This is a genomic window from Streptomyces sp. BPTC-684, assembly GCF_030028635.1.
GTDB classification, from domain to species: Bacteria; Actinomycetota; Actinomycetes; order Streptomycetales; family Streptomycetaceae; genus Streptomyces; species Streptomyces noboritoensis.
Genome location: NZ_CP124863.1, coordinates 7258436 through 7283262 on the forward strand (window position 1 = coordinate 7258436; position 24827 = coordinate 7283262).

Here is a 24827-nt window from a genome sequence, read left to right on the forward strand (position 1 = left end):
ACCGAGCTTCTCGGCGGGACGGAGGGCACAACACAACAAGAATCAGGCTGGTTCCCACCGTGGCAGGTGGGAGTAAAAGGAGAGTAGAAGCCGCGTTGCCCGGCCGGTGCTGATCCGGTAAGCCCTTGAGGACCGGGAGGAGGCGTGGCATGGCGCAGTCATCCCGATCCGGGGTGGGGTCTTACTGGGCGGGCGTGGTGGCGAGGCGGCCCGTCGTGCTGCTCCTCGTCGTCCTGAGCGCGGTCGGCGCGATGGCGTACTACGGTACGCCCACCTCCCAGAAGCTGTCCGCCGGCATTCGCGCGTTGGAGGATCCTCATGGGCCCGGTGCCAAGGCGCGCGGCCTCGTGGAAGAGGCCACCCGGGCGCGGGCCACTCCCGACCTGGTCGTGCTGGTCCCGCTTCCGGATGGTGTGACGGCCGCTGCCTCGCGGACGCGGCTGGAGCGTCTGACCCGGCAGGTGGCCGGGCACGCCGCGGTGGCTTCCGCGGCCAGCCCGCTCACCCCCCGCCGCACCGACCTCGTCGGACGGGACGGGTGGTCGGCGCTGCTCACCGTCACCTTCCGCACCGGCCCGGAACGCCAGGTGCGCGACTCGGCGGAGCGACTGGCCCAGGAACTCGGCCGGGAACCGGGCCTGCGCGTCAGCGGGCTGTCCGTCGTCGAGTCCACGATGCTCGACCAGATCCAACGTGATCTGCGCACCGCGGAACTGGTGGCCTTCCCGCTGCTGTTCGCCCTGTCGCTGTGGGTGTTCCGCTCGGTGGTCGCGGCAACCCTTCCGCTGCTGGCCGGTGGCGCGGCGATCGCCGTCTCGTTCGGCGCGCTCCGCTTGATCAACACCGGGATCGGCCTGTCGGCGTTCATCTCGAATCTGGTCGTCGCGCTCACCCTGGGGCTGGCGATCGACTTCGCGCTGCTCATGGTGAACCGCTTCCGCGAGGAACTCGCCCGGACCGGTGCGAGCGGCCCCGCGCTCGCCCGCACGCTGCACACCGTCGGCCGGGCCATCGTCTTCAGCGCGCTGACGGTCTCGGCGGCGCTGGCCTCGCTCCTGGTCTTCCCGCAGCAGTACCTGTACTCGATGGGCATCGGCGGCATCGTGGCCCCACTGGTCGCGGTGGTGTGCACCCTGCTGATCCTGCCGCCCCTGCTGGTCCTGCTCGGCCCCCGGGTCGACGCGCTCGCACCCCGGTGGCTCGGGCGCGCGGCGGCCCGCGACACCCGCCCCGAGTCCAGCGGCCCGTGGTTCCGCCTCGCCCACGCCGTGATGCGCCGGCCGGTGCGGATCGCGGCCCTGGCCGCGGCGGCGCTGCTGCTCGGGGGGCTGCCCGTGCTGGGGCTCGAGGTCACCGGGTTCTCCGGCGACCAGTTGCCGGGCGCGTCCCCCGCCCGGCAGGCGCTCGACGCCGTCGACCGTGCCGACCCGGCCATGGGGTCGGCCCAGCCGTACCTGGCCGTGCGGGCGGGGCCGGAGCAGGAACATCAACTGGCCGCCCTCGCTCGCGAGGTGGCCCGCCTGCCGGAGGCGCGGGGCGTCGGGGATCCTCGCTACCTGGGCGGCGGCGTGTGGCGCATCGACGCCGTCTCCACCGCGCCGGATCTCAGTGAGGAATCCAGACAACTTGTGGCCCGCATCAGGGAGGTGCGTGCGGCCACCCCGTTCTGGGTCGGCGGGACCACCGCGGACTTCGTGGACGAACTCGCCGGCCTGAAGCGGCGCCTGCCGTGGGCGGCGGCTCTGCTCGTGACCACCACGCTGCTCCTGCTGCTGGTCTTCACCCGGTCGGCGGTGCTGCCGCTGAAGAGCCTGGTGATGAGCCTGCTCAGCCTCGCGACGGCGACCGGCGTGCTGGTGGTGGTCTTCCAGTGGATCGGCCTCGGACAGCCCCCGGGAGCCGTCCACGCCGTCGAGGCGAGCACGCTGGTCCTCACGCTGGCGGTCACCTTCGGGCTCTCCACGGACTACGGAGTGCTGCTGCTCAGCCGTATCGCCGAGGGACACGCGGCCGGACTGGACGACACCGCCGCCATCGCGCACGGGCTGGAGCGCGTCGGGCGCCTGGTGACCTCGGCCGCGCTGCTGTTCGCCGTCGCGGTCGGGGCCTTCGCCGGCTCCCAGCTGGTCTACATCAAAGAACTCGCTGTCGGCGCCGTGACCGCGGTGATCGTCGACGCCACGCTCGTGCGTGCCCTCCTCGTCCCTGCCTTGATGCGGTTGCTCGGATCGGCCAACTGGTGGGCTCCGAGCTGGATACGGGAAGGCATGCCCGTACGACACGGGGCCCCGGCACGCAAAGCCGCGCCGGAAGGGGAGGGGCCGACGTGGACCGGGAACGGAGGCGCGCGATGACGGTGGAGATGGAGTTGGCCGGGGTGGGGCACGCGGTGGGGTCGGCGGTGGTCCGCAACGCCGACACCGCGGTCGGGCTCGGCCTGCCGCCGGACTGGCTGGAGCGCCGCACCGGCATCGTGGAGCGCCGCACGGCCGCCGCGGGCGAGAACGCGCTCACCCTTGCCACGGCGGCCGTGACCATGGCCCTGGAGGACGCCGGGCTGGCCGCGGACGAGCTGGGATCCGAGACGGTCCTCATCCACATTCAGAACGAACTGCTCCACGTCACCCCGCCGGCCGGCGCGGTCCTCTGCGGCCACATGGGACTGCACAAGGTGCGCCCCCTGGGCATCGACGGGGCCTGCGCGGAACCGATCGCCGCCCTGGAGGTCGCACAGCTGATGCTCGCGGCCGGGCGGTGCCGACGCGTCATCCTGTCGGCGGCCTCGAACTTCCTCCCTGTGGTGAACCACGATGACGTCGGCACGGCGGGCCTGTTCGGCTCCGGCGCGGGCGCCGCGGTCATGTCCGCGACCCGTGCGCAGGGCATCCCGTTCACCTTGCGCGCGTTGCGCTGGGAGAGCCACACCGACCTGTGGGAGCTGGGTTCCGTGCCGGTGCGCGGCCTCGAACGGCGGGAGACCGGACTCGTGCTCGACCTCGGCTACTACACGATGCACGGCGAGCGGCTGGCCCGGGTCGGCGCGCACGTCGTGCCCGAGCTGATCTTCGCCGTCCTGGACGAAGCCGGATGGAAGCGCGACGACGTCGATCTGCTGATCGCCCATCAACCCAACGTCCGGTTGCTGCAGATGGTGCTCAGGCGCATGGGCATGCCTCTCGGTATCCTGCCCACACCCGTCAGCCATTTGGGCAACATGGGCTCGGCCAGCATTTTGGTCAACCTCTCGCTCGCCAAAGGTGAGGGACGGCTGACTCCCGGCACCAAACTCCTGCTCAGCAGCTTCGGCCTGGGCTTCTCCACCGGCGCTGCCGCCCTTGAGCTGTGAGGAGCCCGTGATGCAGACACGCGGCGACACCCCCGACAACCTGCGGACGCGGGGCCAAGAGGACCGGGCCTGGCTGCGACACCGGATGCAGCCGGTGGCCCTGGCCGACGGCTCCACCCTGCGGTGCGCCCGCCTGGGCCGGGGCAGCCCGGTCGTGTGCCTGCCCATGGTCGCCGAGACGAACCATGTGTACGTCCCGCAGATCCGCGCTCTCGCCCAGCGGCACGAGTTCCTCGTGTATGAGCCGCGGCTGAGCGCCACCACGCGGGTGAGCGTGCGCGACCGGGCCACCGAGATCGAACTCCTCCTCGACGCCCTGGACATCGCGGCCGCGCATGTCTTCGCATGGAGCGACACCGGCTCCGCCGCGTACGACTTCGCCAGGCGCCGCCCCGACCGCTGCCGCTCGCTGTGCCTGCTCGGCCTGGCCGACCGCTACACCTTCCCCCTGCCCCTGCACCTGATCATCCGGCTGGTCCACCGGCATCCCTCGCGGTGGCTCTCCCCATCGCCCCTGCTGCGGCTCCTGCTGGGCCACTACCTCAGCGGAGACCGGGTGAAAGCACGCTGGATCCGCGAGGAGGCCCGGAGCATCCCGCGGTTCGCAGAGCTGTTCACCCACAGTGTGTTGCCCAACATCGTCGAACACCGTCCGGTCGCCGGCGAAATCAGGGTGCCCGTCCTCGCGCTCTGCGGAGACCGCGACGCCCTCCTCACGGTCGCTCAGGCCCGCCGCATGGCCGAACTGATCGGCCACCACTGCGACTTCCAAGTCGTCGCGGGCGGCGAGCACTTCCTTCCGTACACCTCACCGGAACCGGTCACCCAGGCCCTCGCGGCCTTCTACGCCTCCCTCGAACGACGCGAGCGACGCGGGCCCGAAGGGCCCGAACACCAGGGAGAAGGCGAGATCCGCGACGACGGAAACCCCCTCTGACCCTTCCTGCCCTGTCATCCACGCCGACCACTGGCACCCGACACGCGAACGAGAGGTGAACCGATGCAGACGACGAACCCCACAGACCTCCTGGAGCGGCTCTACGACCCGGTGAACCGAGCGGACCCGTACCCCGTGCTGCACCGCCTGCGGGAGAGGTCCCCCTTCCCCTTCGCGGGTGGCCTGGGCGTCGTCGTCGGCAGCCACGCCGAATGCAGCAGGCTGCTGCACGACCCCAGAATGAGCGCGGACCGGATCACCCATGGCGCAGACGTCATCAGCAGGCGGCCGGTCGTGCCGTCCTTCCTGTCCATGGACCCGCCGGACCACACCCGGCTGCGCCGGCTGGTGGTGAAGGCATTCTCGCGCCAGGCTCTGTCGGGCCTGGAGCCGCGCATCCGTCAGATCGCCGCCGAGCTGGCCGCCGAACTCGGCCCCGAGAGCCGCTTCGACGTCGTGTCGCAGTTCGCCTACCCGCTGCCGGTCCGCGTGATCAGCGAGCTGCTGGCGATACCGGCATCCGACCGGCAGCAGATCCAGCACTGGTCGGACCTGCTGACCCAGGTGGCGCTCGACCCGCCGCCCGTACGCCATCACCCCGACCCGGGCATGAAGTCGGCCATCCAGGCCACCCTGGGCGAGTTCACCCGGTACTTCGAGGACCTGATCCGCCAGCGACGCCGCACTCCCGGAACCGACCTGCTCTCCCGCCTAGTCCTCGCTGGGGAGCAGGGGAACCAGCTGAGCGAGGAAGAACTCGTCTCCACCTGCATCCTGCTCCTGACGGCCGGTTACGAGACCACCGCCATCCTCATCGCCAACGCCGTGCTCGCCCTGCTGCGTCACCCCGAACAGCTCGACGCCGTACGCAAGTCGCCGGGGAAGGCCGCGGCGGCGGTCGAGGAGACCCTGCGCTACGACCCGCCCGTCCAGCTCACCAACCGGTTCGCCCGCGAACCGATGCGGGTCGGCGAGGTCGAACTGCCGGCCGGAGGCGAGCTGTCCTTCCTGCTGGCCGCTGCCAACCGCGACCCCGCCGTCTTCCCCGAACCGGACCGCTTCGACATCGACCGGGGCGCGGACAACCACCTCGCCTTCAGCGCGGGCCCGCACTTCTGCCTCGGTGCCGGTCTGGCCCGGCTGGAAGGCACCATCGCCCTGCAGACGCTCGCACCGCGCCTCTCGGACGCACAGTTGGAGGAGGACGTGCTCGACTACAAACCCAATATCACCCTGCGTGGCCCGGCGCGTCTGGAGGTCTCCCTCGCTCCTTCTGCCGCATGAGGCACGCGACCGCGGGAGCGTCGCTCCGGGTTCCGCTCATCACGTGGTCAGCAGTTCCCGGCCGAGCCAGTTGGCGGTCCTCGCCATCGGCTGGTGCGGTCACTTCCCGGCATCCCTCAGCCAGTAGTGGTCCGCGGGCTTCAGCCAAGCGCCGTGTACCCTCCTTCACCTCGGTGCCCGTCTTTCACACCGCTGCCCTGGAGTGGGCCAGCAGGTCCACGTGGCCGTTGCCGGTGTGATCGCCGAGGGTGAGCAGGTCGTAGGAGTCGTACACGCGCGAGTCTGTGTCGATGCCGCAGAACAGGGGGCAGCCCAGTTGGCTTCGCCGATTAGCTTCGCAGCTTCGGGGGTGGACCCGCTCGACTGTCTCTTGTCGATGACCCCGGCGGCTTCCGTCACGTAGGGGAGGAGCTCAGGAACGAACGCCTGTTCTTCTGGCGCCCGCAGTTGAGTCCACCCGGTGATCCGCTCATACGGAGAGCCTGGCTCATTGTGGAAGCGGGCGAACGCCATGGAGCCGCCCGCCCTGCTCCAACCTGCGACCAGCCGCACGATCTCAGGATCACGCCGCAGCCACGGGCGTTGACGAAGCCGTGCTGAACATCGAGTTGGCGACGGAAACGGCGCGCCGTCCAGTACGCCGCCTGCTCCGCAGGCCCGTCGTCGCCCTGCGGGGGAGGCGGTACCCCGGCGGTGTGGTGCCCGTAGCGGACGAAGGGATGGTCGTCGATGATCCATGCTGCCGGACGGACGACGCGAACCGCGCGAGCAGCCACCCGGCGCATGACCTCCCGGTAGTCCCACGGCGACTGGGCTACGAAGTGGCCCAGATTCTGGCGGGCCACTCCCAGCCGCCCGGCCATCGGCTCCACCGACTTGCGCCCCCGGGGGGCTTCTCCGCCGAACGATCGCGGATCATGACCAAGCTCTGTTCCGGGGGATGGACACGCACTACTGGCCGCAGCAGCGCCGCGTACCGCGAGACTGTCGGCTGGGAGAGGCCGAACAGCTCGTCGGCCATCTCCTGCACCGTGTTGTGCCGCAGTGGCTTTGTCGACGAGAACCCGGTTCTCGTCGACAAAGCCAAGTGTCTGACGTCGAGGGCGTTTCGACCCAGGACAGGGCAAACTTCCAGCAGTGGGAGTGCCTCGGCTACGCACAGAGGAACCAGCGCTGGTACCTCAAGGCTGTATGAGCGGGACTCACCCCCGCGCAGTGCCCTCGGCCACTGCGCGGGGGATTCCCTACCGTCCGGTTGTCGGCGTGAGCGATAGGCTCCCGGATGTGACCAGCAGCGACGATTTCATACGCGTGCAGCGGGCGTGGCAGCGGATCGAGAGGTGGATGGGCCGCTACGCTCCCGCCTCGCGCGCCATGCTCAACCCACCCGCCACTTCGGACCGGATCGAGCGATGGGAGGCCACGATGGGCTTCCCCCTTCCCGCGGCTCTCAGGGCGCTCTACCTGTTGCACGACGGCAGCCGGGGCTACGACCAGGAGCAGTTCGGGCGCCACCCGCACAGCGCGGGGCCGCTGCCCGCACCGGCCGACGATGCTTCCCGCACCTGGGAGGAGCGGTGGGCTGCCGCTCTCTTCCTTCCCGGCCCCGGCATCCACACCGGCTTCGCCTGGTTCCCCCTCGACGAGGTGATGAGGCAGCATCCGGTGCACCAGGGCATCGAGGAGGAGTACGACCGGCTCATCCCCTTCGCCGCCGACACCCTCGACTCCTCCATGTCCGGCTTCTTCCTCGACCCGCACGATGGGCAGATCGGGGCATGGGGCGATGAAGGGGTGGTGGAGTTCGAGTACGGCACTCTTGTCGACTACATCGAGCAGATCGCGGCCGCGCTCGACAGCGGCGGCACGGCCTTCGGCTACCGGCCCGCCCTGCATGCCAGCGGCGCGCTCGGCTGGCCGGACAGCGACGGCGATCCGTTCGACGAGCTCGGCGGCGACGCCTGGACCTGGGTACCCGAAGGCGGCATCTCACCTTCCTTTCGGGCGTGAAGTCGACAGCCGCGGGCCCTAGCCGCGACGCTGTCCGTCACGGCCGAGTGGAGCCTGAGATCGGAGAGCCCCAGTGGTGACTGCGGTCGGCCGACTGGCGCCGGGTGTGAGGTGCACCGATGAGCTGAGCAGATGCCCCCGTAGTGCGACACCTGGGGGCACCGCGGGGGAGGGGCCCGTGGTCGTCGGGCGGACGGGGCCCGGCTGGTGATGATCGCATCCAGTGCCGGGCCCCCACCCCCGTCCTTCCCGGGGGTGTGCGGTCAGCCCGGCACGGGCTCCGCTCCGGCCCCGCACGCCCGCTCCCTGGCATGGGGCGGAGCCCCGTCACATTCGTGAACCGTGTCGACTGGGCCCCGGCATGACATAGGGGCGCGCTGTGAGGATCAAGGAGTGCTGTCGCACACCTCCACCGCCTCGCAGCCCCTGTCCCGGGGCACCTCGATCTCGACCGGCCCGACGTCCGTCAGGACGGTCTTGGACCGCTTGCCGTTGCGCGAGTTGCCGCCGTTCCTGCCCGCCGGGTCGTGCTTGTCATAGCCGAGGTGATCGGTCATCTCACCGTCGAGCGCGGACTCCAGCAGCCGCTTCGTCAACTGCTGCAGCAGCCCGCCCTCGCCGGTCAGCTGCAGCCCGTCAGCCTGGGCCCGGGACACGAGCTCCTCGACGAATCGCTCGTCCAGTCCTGCTGGCGGTGCCTTCTTCACGACCTCTGCCCGGGACTCTGCTGTGGCTACGTTCTCGCTGGTCATACAGGTGATCCTCCATGATCGGAGTTACACCGTTCTATTTACAGGCACGGCGGGCTCGCGGAGTCAGAGGATCAGGGAGGCCAGGACGACTTCGGCACGGTAGCGGTCGGCGAGCTTGTCGAACCGGGTCGCAACCGCGCGGAACTGCTTAGCGGGAGTGGACCCGCAGGAGGGTGTGGCCCGCCACGTCCTCCGTCACGCCCCACAGGGTGGGGTGGGTGGCCAGACGGTCGGCGAGGGTGTCTCGGACGTCGTTCGGGGAGCCCCAGGTGCCGTACAGCTTGTTCTCAGTGAGTACCACTGGCTTGAGGCCGATCGTCAGAACCGCTTCCCAGGTGGCCGCCGCAACCCCTGGGGTGTGGGGGCTGCGGAAGTCGTCGAGGGAGACGATCCCGTCCTCGGTCAGCAGCTGGCGGGCGGCGGCGATGTCGACGCGGACGTGGTGGTACAAGTGCGAGGCGTCGATGTGCACGAAGCGGCAGCTGCGCTCGGGCACATGGGTGGTGATGCCGGAGGACGACGACTGGATCACGGTGGGCAGCCGACGGTGGAAGCGCAAGTAGTTGGCCTCGAACACCTGGCGTGTGAGGGTCGGGTAGTACACCCGCATCTCGGTGGCTGTGGAGTCGTCGGGAGCCTCGCCCGCATCGAACAGGTCGCAGACGGTGAACCGTTCGCCGTCCGCCGCGTGAAAGCCGATGAGGATCGCGCTCTTGCCCTTGTAGACCCCGAGCTCCAGCAGGTCGCCGCAGATGCCCTGGGCGCGCTGGTGGGCCAGGAGCCAGTCGAAGAGGAACACGTCTGCGGCGAAGAACCACCCTTCGACTTCGTCGAGTCGGTCGCGTGTGAGCAGGGGCGGAGCGATGTCCTGTGCGGCCATGGCGGGTTCCTAGTCGTGGGGGCCAGAAAGGGAGATAGACGCCTTCCGTAAGACCTCGAGGCTATGGGGCCCGGCGGCACGACTCTGCGCCGCGCCCCCCGCCACACCCGATGTCCACGCGATAGGCGCAATTTGCCCCCGCCCTACTCCACAGTGCCGCGCCGCCGACGTCGCCTCCCCGGGCGGCACGTGGCGCCCGGACGACACCTTCTTCAAGATGAATGGCGGGCGGGGCGTCGCCGACGCCCGCCGTGGTCTGTTCCTTGGCCAGTGGCGAGGCGGAAGCGACACATCGCGAGTCAGCGTCGCTGCGATGCGTCAACTCCTTTGCCCGGAGCGGTCTTCCGTCCCGTTTGGTCGCGCGGCCTGTACGTCGCAGTGGGTGCACGCCCGGGGCGCGGCCATACGGGCGGGCTGCGCCGTGGGGCTGAGGCTCTTGCTTCGACGCCACCGGGACCGAGCTCTCGGCGTGCGACGGACGCTACGCGAGGTCGTTCGAGCCTTGAGGTGATCCGCATCCGCATCACCGACCTCTGCCCAACCGCAGCCGCTGCCACCTGCCGAATCTCAGCTTCGAGCACAGGTTGCGGGGGCAGGCAATGCCGAGAATCTCAACTGCGGCCAAGCGCTACGGGACAAGCCTTGAGCAGGCTGTGGGAGCAGGGGAGGGGTGGGGGCTGGGCCGGGGGCGGCGGGATCAACCACAGTGTCCACCTGCCTGCTCCGAGGCCGGCCTTGATGAACCACGGCATGAGCGGGTCGAGCAGGTGCCGACCGTCAGGACCCGGACTCCGTCGGCCAGGGCCTCAAGGGCTGCGGCATGGGAAATCGGGTGCCCGGTCAGGGAAAGCGGTGCGAGCATTGGTTGGTGACCGACGATGAGGAGCTGTGCGCCGCCGACCTGATCGGCAGAAGGCTGCTGCGGGTGCCCACGGCCTGGCACCACTACCCTGGGGTCGAGCCGTCGCTGCTGCATTTGTGGCTCGATCTGGAGGGACTCGGCCCTGTCCGCTTCCATACGCCCGGCACTGGCCTGTCGCTGAGGATCGACCAGCCTCACCAGCCGTACTCCATGGATGAGTACGGCAGCGTCACGGTCGTCGAGGCCTCACCGGATGTCCCGGTGACCCGGTTCGTCGGCCAGCCGATCCGCTCGGTCCGCGACATCAGGTACCGCGACGCCCGCGTCGACTTCACGGCCGGCGTGACACTCCAGTTCCCCGCCGGCAGCATCCGGCTGCTCGCCCTGGACGACGACCTCGTCCTGGCCCATGAACGGGACCTGGGCCCTGTCGAGTCCCACCTGCACGAGGACGTGAATCTCGCCCGGGTGGTGCAGACCAGCGGATGCTTCCCGTCGCAGTGGGACGCGTGGACCACCAGCGGCCAGTACCTGTATCTGCGCTACCGGCACGGTGAGGGGAGCGTCGAGCAGCATCCGAGCGAAGACCCCGACACGTGGTACGGCGCGGGGTCCAGGCTCTGGACGCGTTGGGACGACGGGAGCGATGGTGGCCGCGTCGAGCTGGCCGACTTTCTTACCTTGGCGGGCCTACGGCTGGCATCCGGCGCCGAGGTCTCTTCCGGTTGACGGTCTGCCGCCTGGCACAAGGGGCCTGCAGGGGCGCTCCTGCGCTGCAACCATCGCTACCTATAGGGACAGCCCGGGGGTGTATGAGTGAGGCGCATCGGCCACGACCGACGCGATGGCTCCGGCCGCCTGCGGCCCAGCCAGACGACGGGCGGCCCGTCGGCCGGGATCTTCACGAGGTCCGCGCCGAGATTTTCGTCGCTCCTGTGGTCGAAGGGTGCATCCACCTCAGCAAACGTCCGGTTCGACCTCCGCGGCCGACGGTTCCGCCAGCACCTGCGCGACGGTCTCCCGCCCGTGAAGCTCCTCTGGCAAAGACACACCGTGGCGCCCCACCTCCAGCGCGCCACGGTAGGAGCACAACGGGACCACCACACAGCAATCAACGTTTGCCCGGTTCTGGGACCGCTTCGCGAAGTCCTGGATGGCCGTCAGTTTCAGACTCGCAGAGGGACGGTTGCTCGGCTTGTTACTGCTCGCTACCGCCGGCATCGCGATTCTTCGGCCAGGTGGGCGGACGCGGCCCGCGGGAGCGTGGGCGCGTCGCTGCCGCCCGCCGAACGCGGTGACGTCGACCGGATCACGGCGGCGACGCGGGCGGTGCTCGGCGGGACCGAGTTCGCGGACGCTTTCGTGTTGGGGCGGCAAGCTGGGCCCGGAGCGGCTCCCGTACGATTCCTGAGCTCTCCAAGTCGCACGGACCTTCGACTCCCCTCGTCTGCCCCCATATACAGTGGGGCAAGATCCCGCATTTCACCAGGGTTGCGGGGGCTACAGATCGATCGAGTGGGGGGCCTGACATGGCACTGTTCGGAAACGCGCACACCGTCGACCCGGCGAAGGCGCAGAGCGAGTACGGGCGGCTGCTCGGCCACGGCGAGCAGGTACACGCCGCGTACACGCTGATACGCGACACCATGCTGTTCACCGACCGTCGCCTGATCATGGTCGACAAGCAGGGGATCACCGGCAAGAAGGTCGAGTACCACTCGGTGCCGTACCGCAGCATCACCCACTTCGCGGTGGAGACGGCCGGGCACTTCGACCTCGACGCGGAGCTGAAGATCTGGATCTCCAGCAACCCGACGCCACTGCAGAAGACATTCACGAAGGGGGTCGACATCTACGAGGTGCAGGCGATCCTCACGCAGTTCGTGGCCCGCTGACGGCCCTGTCCGGCAGGAGCAACGCGCGGCTCGGCGACTGCGGACCTATGAGGACGGCGTGACCTTCAACGACTTGAAGGTCACCTCCCGCGGTGCCGGGCTGCACCTCTGCCGCCGTTGAGGTGCAGTCGGCGTTCGCGCACAGGAGCCTTCGTGTCCGTTCGGTTGCCCGGGCCCCGACCACTGTCCGACTGCTGAGTGGGTAGTGCTCGCGCCGTTGGTGCCGCCGCCGAAGCCGGGTGGTCGTCCGCCCGCACACCCGCGCCTGAGCTCATCGATGCCCTCGCCTACTGGCTGCGGGTCGGCTGCGCCTGACGTTTGCCGCCGCACGACTTCCCACGGTGGCAGACGGTGTACCACTACTGGCGGATGTGGCGGATCGCAGGCCGATGGGGAGAGATTCTCGCGGCCCTGCGGGCTCGCGAACGCACAGGTCAGGGCCTGAACCCACCCCGAGTGCGGGGGTGTTGTTGGACAGCCAGAGCGTCAAGGCCGACATGCCCCGGCCGGGCGGGTACGGCTCGCCATCTCGTACCGCGGCGCCGACGAATGGCACACCCTGCAGGGCACCCCTCAGCAGTCACCGTGGACACGCGCAGCTGGTTTTTGGGGTGATGACGGTCGCGCTCCACCGGGAGCCGTCCTTGAGGTCCACGAAGACGTCGACGTTGTCCACGGCCTCCACGTTCTCGCCGGCATTCGGCAGGAACGCAGCCTCGAACTGCTCTGTGTGGACGCGGTACCAGGGGCAGTTCCAGCTGCCCGGCGGTGTGCTGCGGCTCATTGGGCGTGTGTCCGTCGCTCCAGCAGGACAGTCGTGAACCCTGGGGGACTCCGAGGGTGATCAGACCGATGCCCGGGCAAGTACCAGCTTTCGCAGGGGTTCGGTGTCGGGCTGGTCGGCGACCGTCGCGTCTAGGGCCGCCTCAAGCAGGTCCTCGAAGCCGTCCGTCGGGTAGCGCGGGGCGGCCGGGTGGGACCAGGAGAGCTGCCAGCGGACGGCGCCACCCGCTGTCAGTTCTACGGTGACCAGCTGGTTCAGGGCGCGCCGCACGACGGGGCGGGCGAACTCGCGGGCCGCGTCGCCCGTCGCGGCTGCCGCCTGCTCGGACTTGGGGAAGCGGTCGGCGATCCGCCAGCGCACCGCCGGGTCGGCGTCGATCGCGTCGAGGAGGGTGACGAGGCCGGGGCCGGCGCCCTCGGCTGCGCAGGCCTCGCGGATCTCCTGTGCGCCCTGGTCGGCGTACACGGTCATCGACTCGTGGACGAGGTCCTCCCAGTCCACCCGCTTGAGGGCGAGGGCCTGCGGGGTCAGGACGGCCTGCTCCAGCGCGGTCAGCGCCGCGTTCGCGTCGGCCAGCAGTTCCAAGGCCGGGCGGGCGGCCTGCCCGGCGCGGCCGTCGTCGGGCAGGGCCTCGATGCGGGCCACGCGCTCGGCGAGAGGGGGGTGGGAGTCGTAGGGGGAGGTGGGCTCGGTCGAGGGCTCCCGGCTCAGCTTTTCCAGGTCCTGTGCGCGGGCGTCGAGCAGGTTGCGCAGTCCGCCGAACACCTGGCCGGGGCGGGGCAGCAGGCCGGCGCCGACGCCGAGGGTGGCGTAGGAGCTCATGTAGAAGTCCAGTGCCGAGTCGAGGGCGTTGAGCTCGCGCAGGGCGGATGCGGCGGCGTCGCGACCGGCGACGCGGACCGCGGCGAGGTCGGCCGCGAGTTCTTGGCGGCGGGCGGCGGCGAGGGTGGTGCGCATGAAGAAGTTGCCGTACGCCGTGTAGATGTTGGCCATGCCGCGGTACGCCGCACCCAGGCCCGGGGTGTCGACCTTCGTTGCCCTCCTGCCCTTGGCGATCCGCTTGGCGGCGTGCTTGTCCTGCCTCGCGCGCTCATTGGCGATCTTCTGGGCGGAGCGCTCGTGGAAGTGGGCGATAGTGCGGATCAGTTGGGCTCGGCCGCGGGCGATCAGGGGGGTAAGGCGGGTGTCGAAGTTGGCGTAGTGGCCCATCTCGTGGGCGAGCACGGCGCGCAGCTGCATCTCGTCCATGCCCATCATCAGCGGCAGGCCGAGGTAGAGGCGACGGGTACCGGGCCGCAGGCCCATCAGTGAGGATTCCTCGCTGACGGCCGCGTTCACCTTCTCGATCAGCACGATCTCGTCCGGTGCGCGGGTGCCGACCTGCCGGGCGACGTCGCGCACGGCCTTCCACAGCGCGGGCTCCTGGGCCTCGGTGACGGTGACGGTGATGCCGGCCGGCGCATCGTCCTTGGGGGTACGCAGCATGAACATGCCGCGCACGATCGGGATCACGAGGACAAGGGAGGGGATGACTATCTTGTAGACGATCGGGCCCTGCAAGTAGGTGAAGACGGCGTAGTCGGCGCCCGCGAGGGCGGCCAGCAGGAAGACGCCGAGCAGGTAGAAGCCGGCGAGCAGGACGAGAACGCGCAAGGCGCGCAGTGAAGCGCCCATATGGACAGATCCCCCCACGGGATGGAAGCGGTGCTGAAGTGAGTGGCGGGAACCGCCTGCCGCATCATGCGGCCCGGTAGTCACTTACAGCAACTTCAATGGCCAGTGAGTTTGGTCAGTGGCTGAAGCGACTGGGTCTTGGAGCTGCTGATGGCGCGGTTTTTCGCGGTGGGTCCACGGCGTCGGTGACCTTCGGTGCGGGCGCGACGGGGAGAGGGAAGCGCGCGAACAACTGGAGCAGGACCCGCGGTTCCGCGCGCTGAGCGAGCACGGGCGCCAGTACATGCACCGTGCCGGGTACGAGCAGAAGGACCCGGCCGCCTTGAGGCTGGGCCTCGCCCCGGACACCGACTTCGCCAAGAACCCGCTCGCGCGGGCCGATCTGGGGTGCAAGGACGACACGGACTATCTGAGCACCGCCTACACCCGGCTCGGTGCGATGCAGGAGACCTGGCTCAGCGGACACGCGTCCGTGCTGACGGGTGGTCGGCGACGGACAGCGGCTGTCCGCGGGGCGGCACGCACGGTCCTATGTGGGGCGGGTCAGGACAGACGGATCGCGGCGGAGCGCGCCAGTGCGGTCAGGGCAGCCGCGGCGGGTGCCGGCGCGTTCAGGGTGTGCAGCGCGGCCAGGGCCTCCTCGACCCGATCGGCGATCATGGCCTCGATGCGGTCGGGGGCCTTCACTCGGCGCATCACGGCGCGGACCTCGGCCAGTGCCTGCTCGTCCAGATCACGGCGGCCGAGCAGCGAGCCGAGCCGCTCCCGCTCGCCCTCGTCGGCCAGGCGCCACGTCTCGGCCAGCAGGGCGGTGGGCCGGTGGCCGCGCACATCGTCCGCGTTGGTCTTGCCCGTGTGCTGCGGGTCGCCGAACAGCCCGAGCAGATCGTCCCGGAGCTGGAAGGCCTCTCCCAGCGGCAGCCCGTACGCGGAGTAGCCCTGCCGCAGTCGCTCGCCGGCCCCGGCGAGGGCGGAGCCGATCAGCAGGGGCTGTTCCACGGTGTACTTGGCGGTCTTGTACCGGATCACCTTCAGTGATGCCGAGGTGTCCGGAAGGCTGCCGGTGCGCAGGATCTCCAGGCATTCGCCCGCGATCAGCTCCCGGGCGAGCAGCGATCACAGTGGGCGGGCTCGCGCGAGGTACGCGGCAGGCAGGCCGCTGGTGGCGAAGAGGTGGTCGGCGAGCGACATCAGCAGGTCTCCGACCAGCATCGCGAGTGATCTCGCAGCGGCTGTGGCACGCGGCCGACGGCGTACTGCGCCGCGTAGTGCGATGTGCGGTGTGGGCCGGCCGTGCCGCAGCGGGCTGTCGTCGATGAGGTCGTCATGTACGACCGCGGCGGCGTGCACCAGTTTCATCGAGGCCGCCGCTCGCACCATCGCATCGCTGTCCGGCTGCCCTGCCGCGCGCCGGCCCCAGTAGCAGAATGCCGACCGCAGCCGCTTGTCGTCGGCGACTGCGGACTCTAACTCGCGTGCCACCGGGTCGAGAAGAGGATCGATGGCCGCCGGCTGTACGGCCTCCGCGGCCACGAATGGGTGCAGTACGGCGTCGACCCGCGTCTTGAACGCGGCCGCCTCCCACCGGTCAGGCGTCATCGCCGGCCCGCCGAGCCAGCGCGTGCTGGGCGAGAATCTTCAGGTGGGTGGGGCGGCTGCGTACCGGTCCATCACCAGGCGGCCGCGCGCCAGCAGATCGTGCTCGGCGTCCGCCGCGAGTTCGGCGGCGTCCGAGCGGTGTAACGCTGCCCACACGGTCCCCAGGGCCGACCCCAGTGTGCTCACCGCCAGGTCGGCAAGGCCCGCCGCCAACAGGACCGTCGTCTCGTCCAAGCCCCTGTGCCGTCCCGTATCCCCAGGCATGGCATTCCCTCACCTACGACACGGCCGAGCGGGCGACCGGCATATGCCATCACTCCCAGAATCGCGGCACACCCTGCCCGTGGCCGCAGGAACTCACGATCGGGTGATGAGATCGTGCGTCCGTGCGGACCGGCCGCCACCGCCGCTCACGGGGCCCGGAGTCTCCACCCCGCGCGAGCGTCGGCTGTGAGTGCCGCGGTTCGACAGGAGCTCCGCGCGCTCGGCGGCCGGAGACGCGGCGATGCCGGGCTCTGTGAGGGTGGGTCGGCCACGGATCACGACAGCGGAACGGGCTCTTCCGGGGCGAGCGAGTTGCCGCTGGAGATCCGGCCGCAGTCGGACGGCGCTGTGCGGCCGGCGAAGCGGTCGTTGAGCCAGCCCAGCGCGACGGGTGCCCAGGCGAGGGTGGCGCCTGTGTGGCTGAGCAGTTCGTACTGGCTGTACTTGACTGCGGAGCTGCCGGTGGCGCAGTACTGGCGGGCGAGTGAGCGCACGTCGCCGGCGACCATCACGCCGTCGCCCGTGCCGATGCCCGGGCGGTTGCTGAAGGTCCCCTCCAGGACGCCTCCGTTGCCCTGGCCGATGAACCCGGGGACGGCCGGGGTGGCGGCGGAGCCGAGGTTGAGCTTGTTCATCGCCGCCAGGAAGGCGGGGATCGAGTTGGGGTTGGCGTACTCCGGTTTCGCCATCTTCTTCCAGGTCAGCCCCGGGTAGTGGCCGAGGGCGTTGATGATCGAGCCGCGCTGGAGGTCCTTGTAGACGCTCAGACCGTAGCTGTTGAGGTAGCTCTTGAGGTCGATGCCGTACGAGCGGGAGACGCCGATGACGGCCATGGGGATGACGCCGGACCAGGCCAGTGAGCCGTCGACGTACTTCAGGTTGTGTGCCGGGTCCACGAGCAGGCCGCCCTCGGCGTAGCCGACCAGTCGGCGGTTGACGTCCGGTGCGTAGCTCGGCGCGAGCGTGGCGGCCCAGTTGGTCGCGATGGCGCCGCCCGAGTAGCCGATGAGGCCGAACGACGTGGTGGAGTTGAGCCCCGTCTCGGTCGCTTTCGTTGCGGCGCGGATGGAGTCGAGGGTGTTGGTGCCGTACTCCGGTCCGGCGGCGAAGTTCGCCTGCTGCCCCTCGGTGTCCGGGATGACGAGGTTGTAGCCCTGCAGCAGCAGCGGCGTGATGAAGAGGGCCTCCGCGTTGGGGATGGCACCGCCCAGGGTGACGTCACCGGCGATCGCCCGGGAGGGGCTGTCCTCCGGGTTGAGCGAATCGTAGAACGACTGGTAGGAGACGGCCTTGCTGCTGTCGCCGGTCAGACTGCGCACCACTGTGGTCACGTTGGCGGCCGGGCGGCCCTGGGCGTCGGTGGTGCGGTACAGCAGCTGGACCGCCTTGAGGGGCGTGGGGATGCCGATGACGTGGTACTGCAGGGTCCGCGTCTTGAGTACGGTGCCCGGCGCGAACGAGGACAGCGGCTCGCTGCCGGTGTAGGCGTAGAACGGGTCGCTTGCCGAGGCCGTCGCGGCGGCCGGTGTGGCCGCGACGGCGGTGGCGGCGGGCGTGGCGGCCATGGCTGCGGCGGCGACAGCGACGGAGATCAGGCGAACAGCTGCCTTGGACATGCGGTCCTCGATTCCTGGGGGAGCGACGCGCCGGCAGGGGGCCGGTGTGCGACACGTCGGGTCGGCCGGGGCGGCGGTCCCCGGCAGGGGAATGCGGTGAACGATGCGGCCGAGGTCCTGCCGCATCTGGCCATCCACTAGCCAGTCGTGTTACCTACCAGTAGGTGATGTCCCGGAAACATCATGGGGCTGGTCAGCGGCCCAGTCTCCGGGGCGGGGAACAGAGATGTGCGAGGTGAATTGTGACCGGATCCAACGCTGTGGAGCGCAACAAGGTGCCGCGGTTCGGCGGTGTGCCGGTGCACAAGCGGCTCCAGGACGCAGCTGGTGCGCTGGAGCGTGCCGTGATGATCCGGCTGGTCGAGCGGCTCCCCGTGTACGGGACGCTGCCCGCGGAGCACCTCGGCGGCGACATCGCCAAGCAGGTGACCCGCGGTATACGGACTTTCGCGGGGGTCCTGCGCACCGGGGAGATGCCGGGGCAGGCCGAGGCGGCGGCCATCCGCGAGTCGTCGGCCCGGCGCGCCGACGAGGGCGTACCGCTGGAGGCTGTCGTCGGTGCCTACCACCTCGGTGCGGAGGAGTGCGCCGCCCAGGTCTTCTCGGCGGCCGAACCGGGCGACTTGGCCGACGTATTGATGGTGCAGCGCCAACTGCTCGCGTATCTGCGGTTGGTGAGCTGCGAGGTGGCCGCCGGGTACGTGCAGGAGCGGCAGACCGCGCTGAGTGACGAGCAGGTCGCGCTGCAGTCGCTGCTGTCGCGGCTGCTGGAGGGCGGCAGCCCCCAGAGCGCGGCGGACCGGGCCGGCATTCAGCTGCCGGCCCGCTACCTGGTGCTGAGCATCGCGATGGGGCCGCACCCGGACGAGCTGGTGCCCGGTGTGAACCACGCGGTCGCCGCCCGCCGCAAGCTCCGGCGGTTGCGCAACGAAATCCAGCGCCAGACGAGTGGCGTTCCGCTCTCCGTCCTGTCCGGCGGGGGTGGGTTGGTACTGATCCCGTGCGCGACTTCGCCGGACGACTTCGGCCGGGCGGACCGGGCGCGGCTGTCCGATCTGGTCGAGCAGCTCGGCCGGATGTGCGGTGCCGAGCTGCTGGCCGCGGCGACGATCGCGGCGCCCGAAGGGGTCGCGGAGGCCGCCCGGCTCGCCGGGGAGGTGCGCGCGGTGGCGGAGGCGTCCGGGCGGGGACCTGGGCTGTACCTGTTGGACGACGTGCTGCTGGAGTACCAGTTGAGCCGGCCGAGCCCGGCCAGGGCGGGGCTGGCCGCACTGCTCGACCCGCTGGACGATCGTCCGGAGCTGCTCGACACGCTGCGCGCCTTCCTGGCGCGGGGACTCGACCGGCGCCGGGCCGCCGCCCGGCTCCAGGTGCACCCGAACACGGTCGACTACCGGCTGCGCAAGGCCACCGAACTCATCGGTCTGGACGCCTCCCGGGGCGCCGACACCCTGACCCTGCGCGCCGCCCTGGCCGCCCACGACGCTGTAGGCCAGGCCAAACCGGAAGCAAACCGGCCCGTGACGCCCACGCCGCCGAACTGGAGGTCGGCCCAAACGTAGCCTCCTCCGGTGCGCTGGAGCCTTGTCCGGCGTGCTTGGCCGTCGGGCACAGCTCTCCGCGGCGGCGCCCCGTATCGAAGGGGTCAGTATCCGGAATTGACGTTGTCGATGGAGCCGTAGGTGTGAGCGGCGTAGTTGCAGGCGGCGGCGATGTTGGCCACGGGGTCGAAGATGTCCCATGCCGTGCCCGCGACGTGGAAGCTTCGGAACGTGGGGTCGATGACTTGGAGCAGCCCCTTGGAGGGGGTGCCGGCGCGGGCGTTGGAGTCCCAGTTGTTCACGGCCCGGGGGTTGCCGCCGGACTCGCGTTTGATGTTTCGCAGGATGCCGGCGTAGGAGCCGGGGATGTGCTTGGCCTTCATGACGGCCAGAGCCCTGCCGATCCACTGGTCCAGGACGCGGGAGGACACCTGCGGTGTGCTCGCGAGGCGAGGGGCCGCGGTGGCATGGGGAGTAGCGGTCAGAGTGAGCGCCGCCGTCGTGACGATGGCGACGGTACCGGCGGCGGACATGGCACGCAGGCGGGCAGGCAGACAGGTCAGGACAGACGTGGAAGCAGACATGGCGGGGGTACCTTCCAGCACGAGGTGGATGAACAGCGGCCTCGACTCAAACCTCGTCTGATGCACGGAGGTTGGTCCAGAGAAACCGTGTGCGCACATGGTGAACAACCCTGCACGGAGCTGGCAAGGGCGCACACACTCTCGCGCTCCGAGGCAACCCTCTTCAGGGGCAGTGGAGTTCCAGGAGAGGTATACGTGTAGTCCTGCAACCGCGAGCCGTAGACGATCCCCGCCATATGGGGTGCCACATACCGTCGGCCGATGCGTTCATGGGGTACGCCACGATCACACCATGAGTGTGAGACAAAGGGGTTGGTGGGTGTGGGCGGTTGTTGTGTCCACCGACAAACACCCTCGACAGGCCTGCTGAGGGCTGTTGCCCCGTCGGGTGCCACGGAGCTCACGCCACCTGCGACGGCCTGAGCTCGGCGGCCGGCCGACTACGCCCACAGTGAGAAACCGTCGCCTGTGCGTGCAGGTCGCAGTCGCTGTATGCGGAGTCGGGCGGACAATCAGGCGGTACCGTACGGGCTTTCACAGGCTGAGCGCGCAGTGACCGTTCAGATGGCCGTTTCCTCTTCTTCGGGCGGGCGGGTACGCACTGCTCCGCGGACGGCACCCCAGTAGGGAGCCCGGCGGGCCGGGGTGCGGGAGACGACTGGCAGGTGCCGGAGCCCTGGCCACGCTGATGAGGACAGTGGTGTGTTCCCATGCTGGAAGGCCGCAGGCCGGTCTGGCAATCTCGCGGCGGTTGAAGTAGGTGTGAACGGTTGGCAGCACCGAGGCTATGGACGGCGCGAGAGCGATGAGGAACAGGAAAATATCGACCGCGAGCGGAGCCCCGGCGAGCTGATCGATGAGCCGCCGCTGGGTCTGGTGGGCATAGTCCTTACGCCGCAGCCGCCGATATCTGCGGCGTCGGCCGATCAAGCACACCGCTCCCGAACGCCGTGACCAGCAGGCCCATCGCAACGCCGTGGCAGCAGCGGTGGCAGGCCCAGCGGTTTGACCCGGCACGCTATGCCCACGCAGGAACGAGGCCGGGTGCCTGATCAACCGACTGAAGACCTACCGGGCCGTCGCCACGCGCTTTGACAAAGAGGGGGTACGTCTTTCACGGCACCGTGACCGATGCTGCCATACGTCTCTGGCTCCGCTCCCGACTCGCCGGACGGCCCCTAGCCGTCCACCAAGGCGGCCACCAGACGCGTCATAGGGGGCCGCGGGTCAGGTGTGCCCGGCCGGCTGGTCATCAGGAGATGGTGGGCGGTGCCGACGATAGCGAGGCTCACCGAGTACGGGTCGACAGTCTTCACCACCCGGCCCAGCCCCTGCTCGTCCTTCAGATAGCCGGCGATGGCCTCCTGGATCGCCGTGAACCCGGGCGCCCCTTCTTCCAGGGCCTCGCGGATGCGCAGCGCGGCGGCGGGGCGTGTCATGGCCAGGCCCGAGATGGCGGGACCGCCGGAGTCGAACAGAGCGAGGGCGACGGCCTCAAGGTTGTGCGCCGCCGTGCCTTGCCCGACAAGCCCCGACAGTTCCCGCGCCTTCGCCGCCGTGCGCGCGAACCGGTCAAGGCAGAGCTCGGCCACGAACTCATCAAACCCGAGAAGTGCGCATGCAGCAGCCCTTTGGTGCAGCCTGCCTCGGTCGTGACGGACCGGCTGGTGAGCGCGCCGGGCCCATCCCTATCCACGACGCGCTCGGCGGCCGCGAAAAGCCGCTCGCGTACGTCCGGGGTCGCCGCTCCGCGCGGTGACATGGGCCTCTCTTCCGTTCTACCTCCGCCGCCCTCAGGGGGCACAGTGGCGGCGCGGGAACCATGGGTGGCCCCCTTGTGGTTCAGCTGGTCGGCGAGCAGGCCGAGCGCCCTTGAGTCGCTGGTCACCTCTGTTCACGGGCTACCGGCTGCGGCCGGGACGGCATCCGGGCCCGCCCGCACCCGACACCCGGTCCACGGGAACGTTCGCGTATACCCGCCCGCCTCCGCGCCGGTCCGCGAGTGTCCGGGAGCCGACGTGGAGGCGGAGGGGGGCGTCACGGGGTCGCGCCGGTGCCGATCGTCTTGCAGCTGGGGCCGCCGACGCCGTAGCCGAGCTGGATTCCGCTGCCGTAGTACCAGTCGCTGTACCCCTGGCAGACGTTGCCGTTCCAGGTCAGGTAAAAGCCGGCCCGGTAGACCTCGCTGCTTGTGCTGTAGATGCCCTGGCTGCCGGCGTCCCACCACTCGACGCCCGCCGGATTGTAGTGGTGCATCCCGGGATCGCCCGACGCGGCGCTGACGATCCAGACCTGGCTGCTGGCCGAGGCTACCTGTGCGACCCACAGGTCCTTGAAGTGGAACTTCGCGTAGGCCCGCTTCTGGCAGAAGTCATAGCCCTGGTAGAAGGTGCCGAGGTCGTAGTTGGCCGTGGTTACGACCTCCATCACGGCGCCGACGGTCCTCGTGCAGGTGCCCGCTTGCGCACTGGGTGCCGCCACCATGCCGACGGTCGAACCGGCCGATAGAGCCACCGCCAGCAGTGCGGACCTGATTTTCGATTTCATTGTCCCCCATTGCTTGACGAGCTATCAGAGAATTCATGAGGGCGTCGTCGGGTCAGGCCCGGCGGGAAAGCACCTGAGCCGTCGCAGCCAGCCCGATCGTCTTCCTTGTGGCGTTCATCTGTTTTCCTCTCGGCCGATTCGGGCCGGTGGCTGTTCCGGACGTGCGCGAGCTCTGCGCTGCGTTGACTGACCGGCAGCCCCTGTCGCCTCGAGGCTATGGACACAGATCCTTCGGCCGTCCTGGCTCCGTCCGCTGGTCTAGTGGTGTGATGGCCTGAGGAGAGCCCTTTTCACCGGAGGCCGGCGCACCTAGGAACGTTCCTAGGGCTATGGGCAGCCCTCAACATTGAGGGGTGCTGGATTTCTGCTGGTCTTAAAGCAGCGCATCCCGTGGTGCGCTGCTCCAGCTAAGCGATTCGTTCCCCGGGGGAACGGTAGAAGACAGCTTGTCTTCCCTCTCCAGAAGAGAGGTGAATTCCTTCAGAAGCTGGGTAAGGTTTCTTCGGCGAAGCCGGAGAAGAAAGGAAGAGAAGTCTGTTCTGAAGTGGATTCGAAAGCGAGAGATAGGTCATTGCTCTCGCCGTATCGCAGAGTATTAACCTACGGCTTTTCGTGTGGGCTTGGTCAGATCTCTCTAGGTGAACAGAGCTGTTTAATCCATCGATCCCGTCTCCGAGACTTACGCGTTGCGCTAGAGTTGGAATGTGACAAAGGAAGGGGCCGTCCCGGTTGGAACGGCCCCTGGCGACGGATTCGCCGGGCTAGTGGTTCACGAGCTGAGTGGTTAAGTCCAGTGCGACCTGGACTAAGGCAACCACGAAGGCCCAGAACTGCCAGTCCGGCGGTTCGTTTTCTTGCACCTTTATCACCTCCCTCCGCGCGCGCGAAGGAGGCGTCAGAATGCATGCAGCGAACACCGCCAGAAACACACTCTAGAGGAAACTCGGGCCTCTTGTGGTCTGCATACAGAAACTGGCGTCCAGTGCCTAACTGTCAGGGTACTAAAACCGCCAGGACAGTTCCCTGGTTCCTCGTCTGGATTACCTCTATTGAACCGGCATAAAAAGAATTCAGACAGTTCAGTGCGTGGGCAGATGCGCATTTGCGCATGCTCCAGCCTGGTTCGAGGGGCTGTGGGGCCAGGCTGAGTGATGTTCGGCGGGAGTTCGGCAGCGAACCAGGAGCACCGTTCTTTGCCTGGCCCGCCGATGAGTCCGAGGGACATGGTGCTGGGGGCGGTGTTTCCTTGCCTGCGAGGGAGCAGCGGCGCCGGAAGGCGCTGTGCCATCGAGTGCCCTTCGTCGATTCCGAGGGGGCGAGTATGGGGGGTGAGATTTAGGGGAGTTCCTCGATCTCGATGGTGGGGTTGATCTTGTGGAGCTCTGCGGGCTGGGTGGTGAGCACGGGGAGGCCGGGTCGGCGGAGTGCGATGTGGGCGACGTGGGCGGTGGCGATGTCGACTTGCGCCATGGTGGCGATTTCCGCGACCGAGAGGGCCGCGGCCCGGTCGAGGTCGTGGATGGCGAAGGCGGGGGCGTCCAGGGCCTGTTCGACCTGTTCGCGGCGGGCGGCGCTGAGGTCGAAGCCGACCAGGCCGGCGGCGAGGGCGGTGGTGGGGACGTAAAGGGCCTGGACGGATTCCACGGCGTAGAAGACTCTGGCGACCATGTAGGGGCCGCCGTGGGCGAGCTGGCGTACGGCGGTGGCGTCGAGGATGTAGCCCCCGATCATGCGGCGCCCTGCGCGGCGGCTTCATCCTTGTGCGCCGTGCTGCGGGCCCACTCCAGGGCCTTCGCCCACTCGGTGGGGTTGTCCTTCTCGGCCTCAGCTGCCCAGCGGCTGATGACGCGGGCGGCGCGCTCCTGGCGGGCGAGGCGGTCCTCGACAGCCTCGGCGACGTACGCAGAGACCGACTCGATCTGACCCGCGTCCGCCAGTTTGCGGAGCGCTGCGGCGCTCTCCTCGGAGAGCGTGATGGTGACGCGTTCCTTTGGCATACGACCAGCGTACGACCGTATGCGCCACCCGGGGGAGGGCCTCGGTGAACCGGCTTCCGCAGGGTGGGCACGCTGCGTGATTCGGCTTCGGCGGCTGCGAAGAGGTTGATTTATTCGTAGGGGGGTTAGCCCTGCTACCGGTCCCAGCGGTCCAACCGGTCCCCGCCGCAGTTCAGAGGCCGTTTTTTACGGGACCGGTAGGAGGTCCTGGGACCGGTCGTAGCGGTCCCGTAGCGGTCCCGAACCGGTCCGGAT

16 protein-coding genes and 6 pseudogenes are annotated in these 24827 nt (G+C 69.3%); 9 read left to right on the forward strand and 13 right to left on the reverse strand.

What is annotated here, in order from left to right; all coding sequences use genetic code 11:
* The first annotated feature begins 149 nt into the window (after positions 1-149).
* The 5 genes from QIY60_RS32290 (at position 150) to QIY60_RS32310 (ending at position 7577) form a co-directional block, all read left to right on the forward strand.
* On the forward strand, positions 150-2354 hold the full coding sequence (locus QIY60_RS32290) for an MMPL family transporter (RefSeq protein WP_283145696.1): 2205 nt from the start codon (positions 150-152) through the stop codon (positions 2352-2354).
* Positions 2351-3346, forward strand: coding sequence for a 3-oxoacyl-[acyl-carrier-protein] synthase III C-terminal domain-containing protein (locus QIY60_RS32295; protein WP_283145697.1), 996 nt, complete (start codon positions 2351-2353; stop codon positions 3344-3346). Before QIY60_RS32290 ends, QIY60_RS32295 begins: the two co-directional genes overlap by 4 nt.
* Positions 3347-3356: 10 nt before the next feature.
* Positions 3357-4283: an alpha/beta hydrolase gene (locus QIY60_RS32300; RefSeq protein WP_283145698.1), complete on the forward strand. Its 927-nt coding sequence runs from the start codon at positions 3357-3359 to the stop codon at positions 4281-4283.
* A gap of 63 nt (positions 4284-4346) precedes the next feature.
* A complete protein-coding gene (locus tag QIY60_RS32305; protein ID WP_283145699.1) occupies positions 4347-5567 on the forward strand; it encodes a cytochrome P450 in 1221 nt (406 codons plus the stop codon).
* 1284 nt (positions 5568-6851) lie between these two features.
* On the forward strand, positions 6852-7577 hold the full coding sequence (locus QIY60_RS32310) for an SMI1/KNR4 family protein (RefSeq protein ID WP_283145700.1): 726 nt from the start codon (positions 6852-6854) through the stop codon (positions 7575-7577).
* Between the two features lie 425 nt (positions 7578-8002).
* Here QIY60_RS32310 and QIY60_RS32315 read toward each other — a convergent pair.
* From QIY60_RS32315 to QIY60_RS32325, 3 genes and pseudogenes are all read right to left on the reverse strand, one after another.
* Positions 8003-8329, reverse strand: a pseudogene (locus QIY60_RS32315) (transposase); the annotation flags it as partial.
* 63 nt (positions 8330-8392) lie between these two features.
* Positions 8393-8479: pseudogene (locus tag QIY60_RS32320) on the reverse strand (IS5/IS1182 family transposase); the annotation flags it as partial.
* A complete protein-coding gene (locus QIY60_RS32325; RefSeq protein WP_283145701.1) occupies positions 8478-9209 on the reverse strand; it encodes a class I SAM-dependent methyltransferase in 732 nt (243 codons plus the stop codon). The gene QIY60_RS32325 and the pseudogene QIY60_RS32320, both read right to left, overlap by 2 nt.
* Positions 9210-10077: 868 nt before the next feature.
* On the opposite strand from QIY60_RS32325, the gene QIY60_RS32330 reads away from it, so the two are divergent.
* Together QIY60_RS32330 and QIY60_RS32335 are read left to right on the forward strand one after the other, a co-directional pair.
* Positions 10078-10800: a hypothetical protein gene (locus QIY60_RS32330; protein ID WP_283145702.1), complete on the forward strand. Its 723-nt coding sequence runs from the start codon at positions 10078-10080 to the stop codon at positions 10798-10800.
* An 800-nt stretch (positions 10801-11600) separates the two neighbouring features.
* The gene (locus QIY60_RS32335) at positions 11601-11966 is read left to right on the forward strand and encodes a PH domain-containing protein (protein WP_283145703.1); all 366 of its coding nucleotides are present in this window, start codon (positions 11601-11603) and stop codon (positions 11964-11966) included.
* Between the two features lie 580 nt (positions 11967-12546).
* On the opposite strand, the gene QIY60_RS32340 is transcribed toward QIY60_RS32335, so the two are convergent.
* The 5 genes and pseudogenes from QIY60_RS32340 to QIY60_RS32360 all read right to left on the reverse strand — a co-directional run bounded on the left by QIY60_RS32340 (position 12547) and on the right by QIY60_RS32360 (position 17903).
* Positions 12547-12750, reverse strand: a complete 204-nt coding sequence (locus QIY60_RS32340; protein WP_283146159.1) for a hypothetical protein — start codon at positions 12748-12750, stop codon at positions 12547-12549.
* 60 nt (positions 12751-12810) lie between these two features.
* Entirely contained in the window at positions 12811-14424 is a 1614-nt protein-coding gene (locus QIY60_RS32345; RefSeq protein WP_283145704.1) for a M48 family metallopeptidase, read from the reverse strand.
* Positions 14425-14967: 543 nt separating this feature from the next.
* Positions 14968-16023 (reverse strand): annotated as a pseudogene (locus QIY60_RS32350) (polyprenyl synthetase family protein).
* A pseudogene (locus tag QIY60_RS32355) lies at positions 16013-16287 on the reverse strand (polyprenyl synthetase). Before QIY60_RS32355 ends, QIY60_RS32350 begins: the two co-directional pseudogenes overlap by 11 nt.
* 275 nt (positions 16288-16562) lie before the next feature.
* On the reverse strand, positions 16563-17903 hold the full coding sequence (locus QIY60_RS32360) for a lipase family protein (RefSeq protein WP_283145705.1): 1341 nt from the start codon (positions 17901-17903) through the stop codon (positions 16563-16565).
* A 242-nt stretch (positions 17904-18145) separates the two neighbouring features.
* On the opposite strand from QIY60_RS32360, the gene QIY60_RS32365 reads away from it, so the two are divergent.
* The gene (locus QIY60_RS32365) at positions 18146-19465 is read left to right on the forward strand and encodes a PucR family transcriptional regulator (protein WP_283145706.1); all 1320 of its coding nucleotides are present in this window, start codon (positions 18146-18148) and stop codon (positions 19463-19465) included.
* Positions 19466-19548: 83 nt separating this feature from the next.
* On the opposite strand, the gene QIY60_RS32370 is transcribed toward QIY60_RS32365, so the two are convergent.
* Positions 19549-20028: a transglycosylase SLT domain-containing protein gene (locus QIY60_RS32370; protein ID WP_283145707.1), complete on the reverse strand. Its 480-nt coding sequence runs from the start codon at positions 20026-20028 to the stop codon at positions 19549-19551.
* 880 nt (positions 20029-20908) lie between these two features.
* Here QIY60_RS32370 and QIY60_RS32375 point away from each other — a divergent pair.
* Positions 20909-21185 (forward strand): annotated as a pseudogene (locus tag QIY60_RS32375) (IS5/IS1182 family transposase); the annotation flags it as partial.
* 21 nt (positions 21186-21206) lie between these two features.
* Here QIY60_RS32375 and QIY60_RS32380 read toward each other — a convergent pair.
* From QIY60_RS32380 to QIY60_RS32395, 4 genes and pseudogenes are all read right to left on the reverse strand, one after another.
* Positions 21207-21790, reverse strand: a pseudogene (locus QIY60_RS32380) (TetR/AcrR family transcriptional regulator).
* A 275-nt stretch (positions 21791-22065) separates the two neighbouring features.
* A complete protein-coding gene (locus QIY60_RS32385) occupies positions 22066-22458 on the reverse strand; it encodes a hypothetical protein (RefSeq protein ID WP_283145708.1) in 393 nt (130 codons plus the stop codon).
* A gap of 1452 nt (positions 22459-23910) precedes the next feature.
* Positions 23911-24306, reverse strand: a complete 396-nt coding sequence (locus tag QIY60_RS32390; protein WP_283145709.1) for a hypothetical protein — start codon at positions 24304-24306, stop codon at positions 23911-23913.
* Positions 24303-24572, reverse strand: a complete 270-nt coding sequence (locus tag QIY60_RS32395; protein ID WP_283145710.1) for a ribbon-helix-helix protein, CopG family — start codon at positions 24570-24572, stop codon at positions 24303-24305. The genes QIY60_RS32390 and QIY60_RS32395 overlap by 4 nt, the downstream gene beginning before the upstream one ends.
* Between the last annotated feature and the right edge of the window lie 255 nt (positions 24573-24827).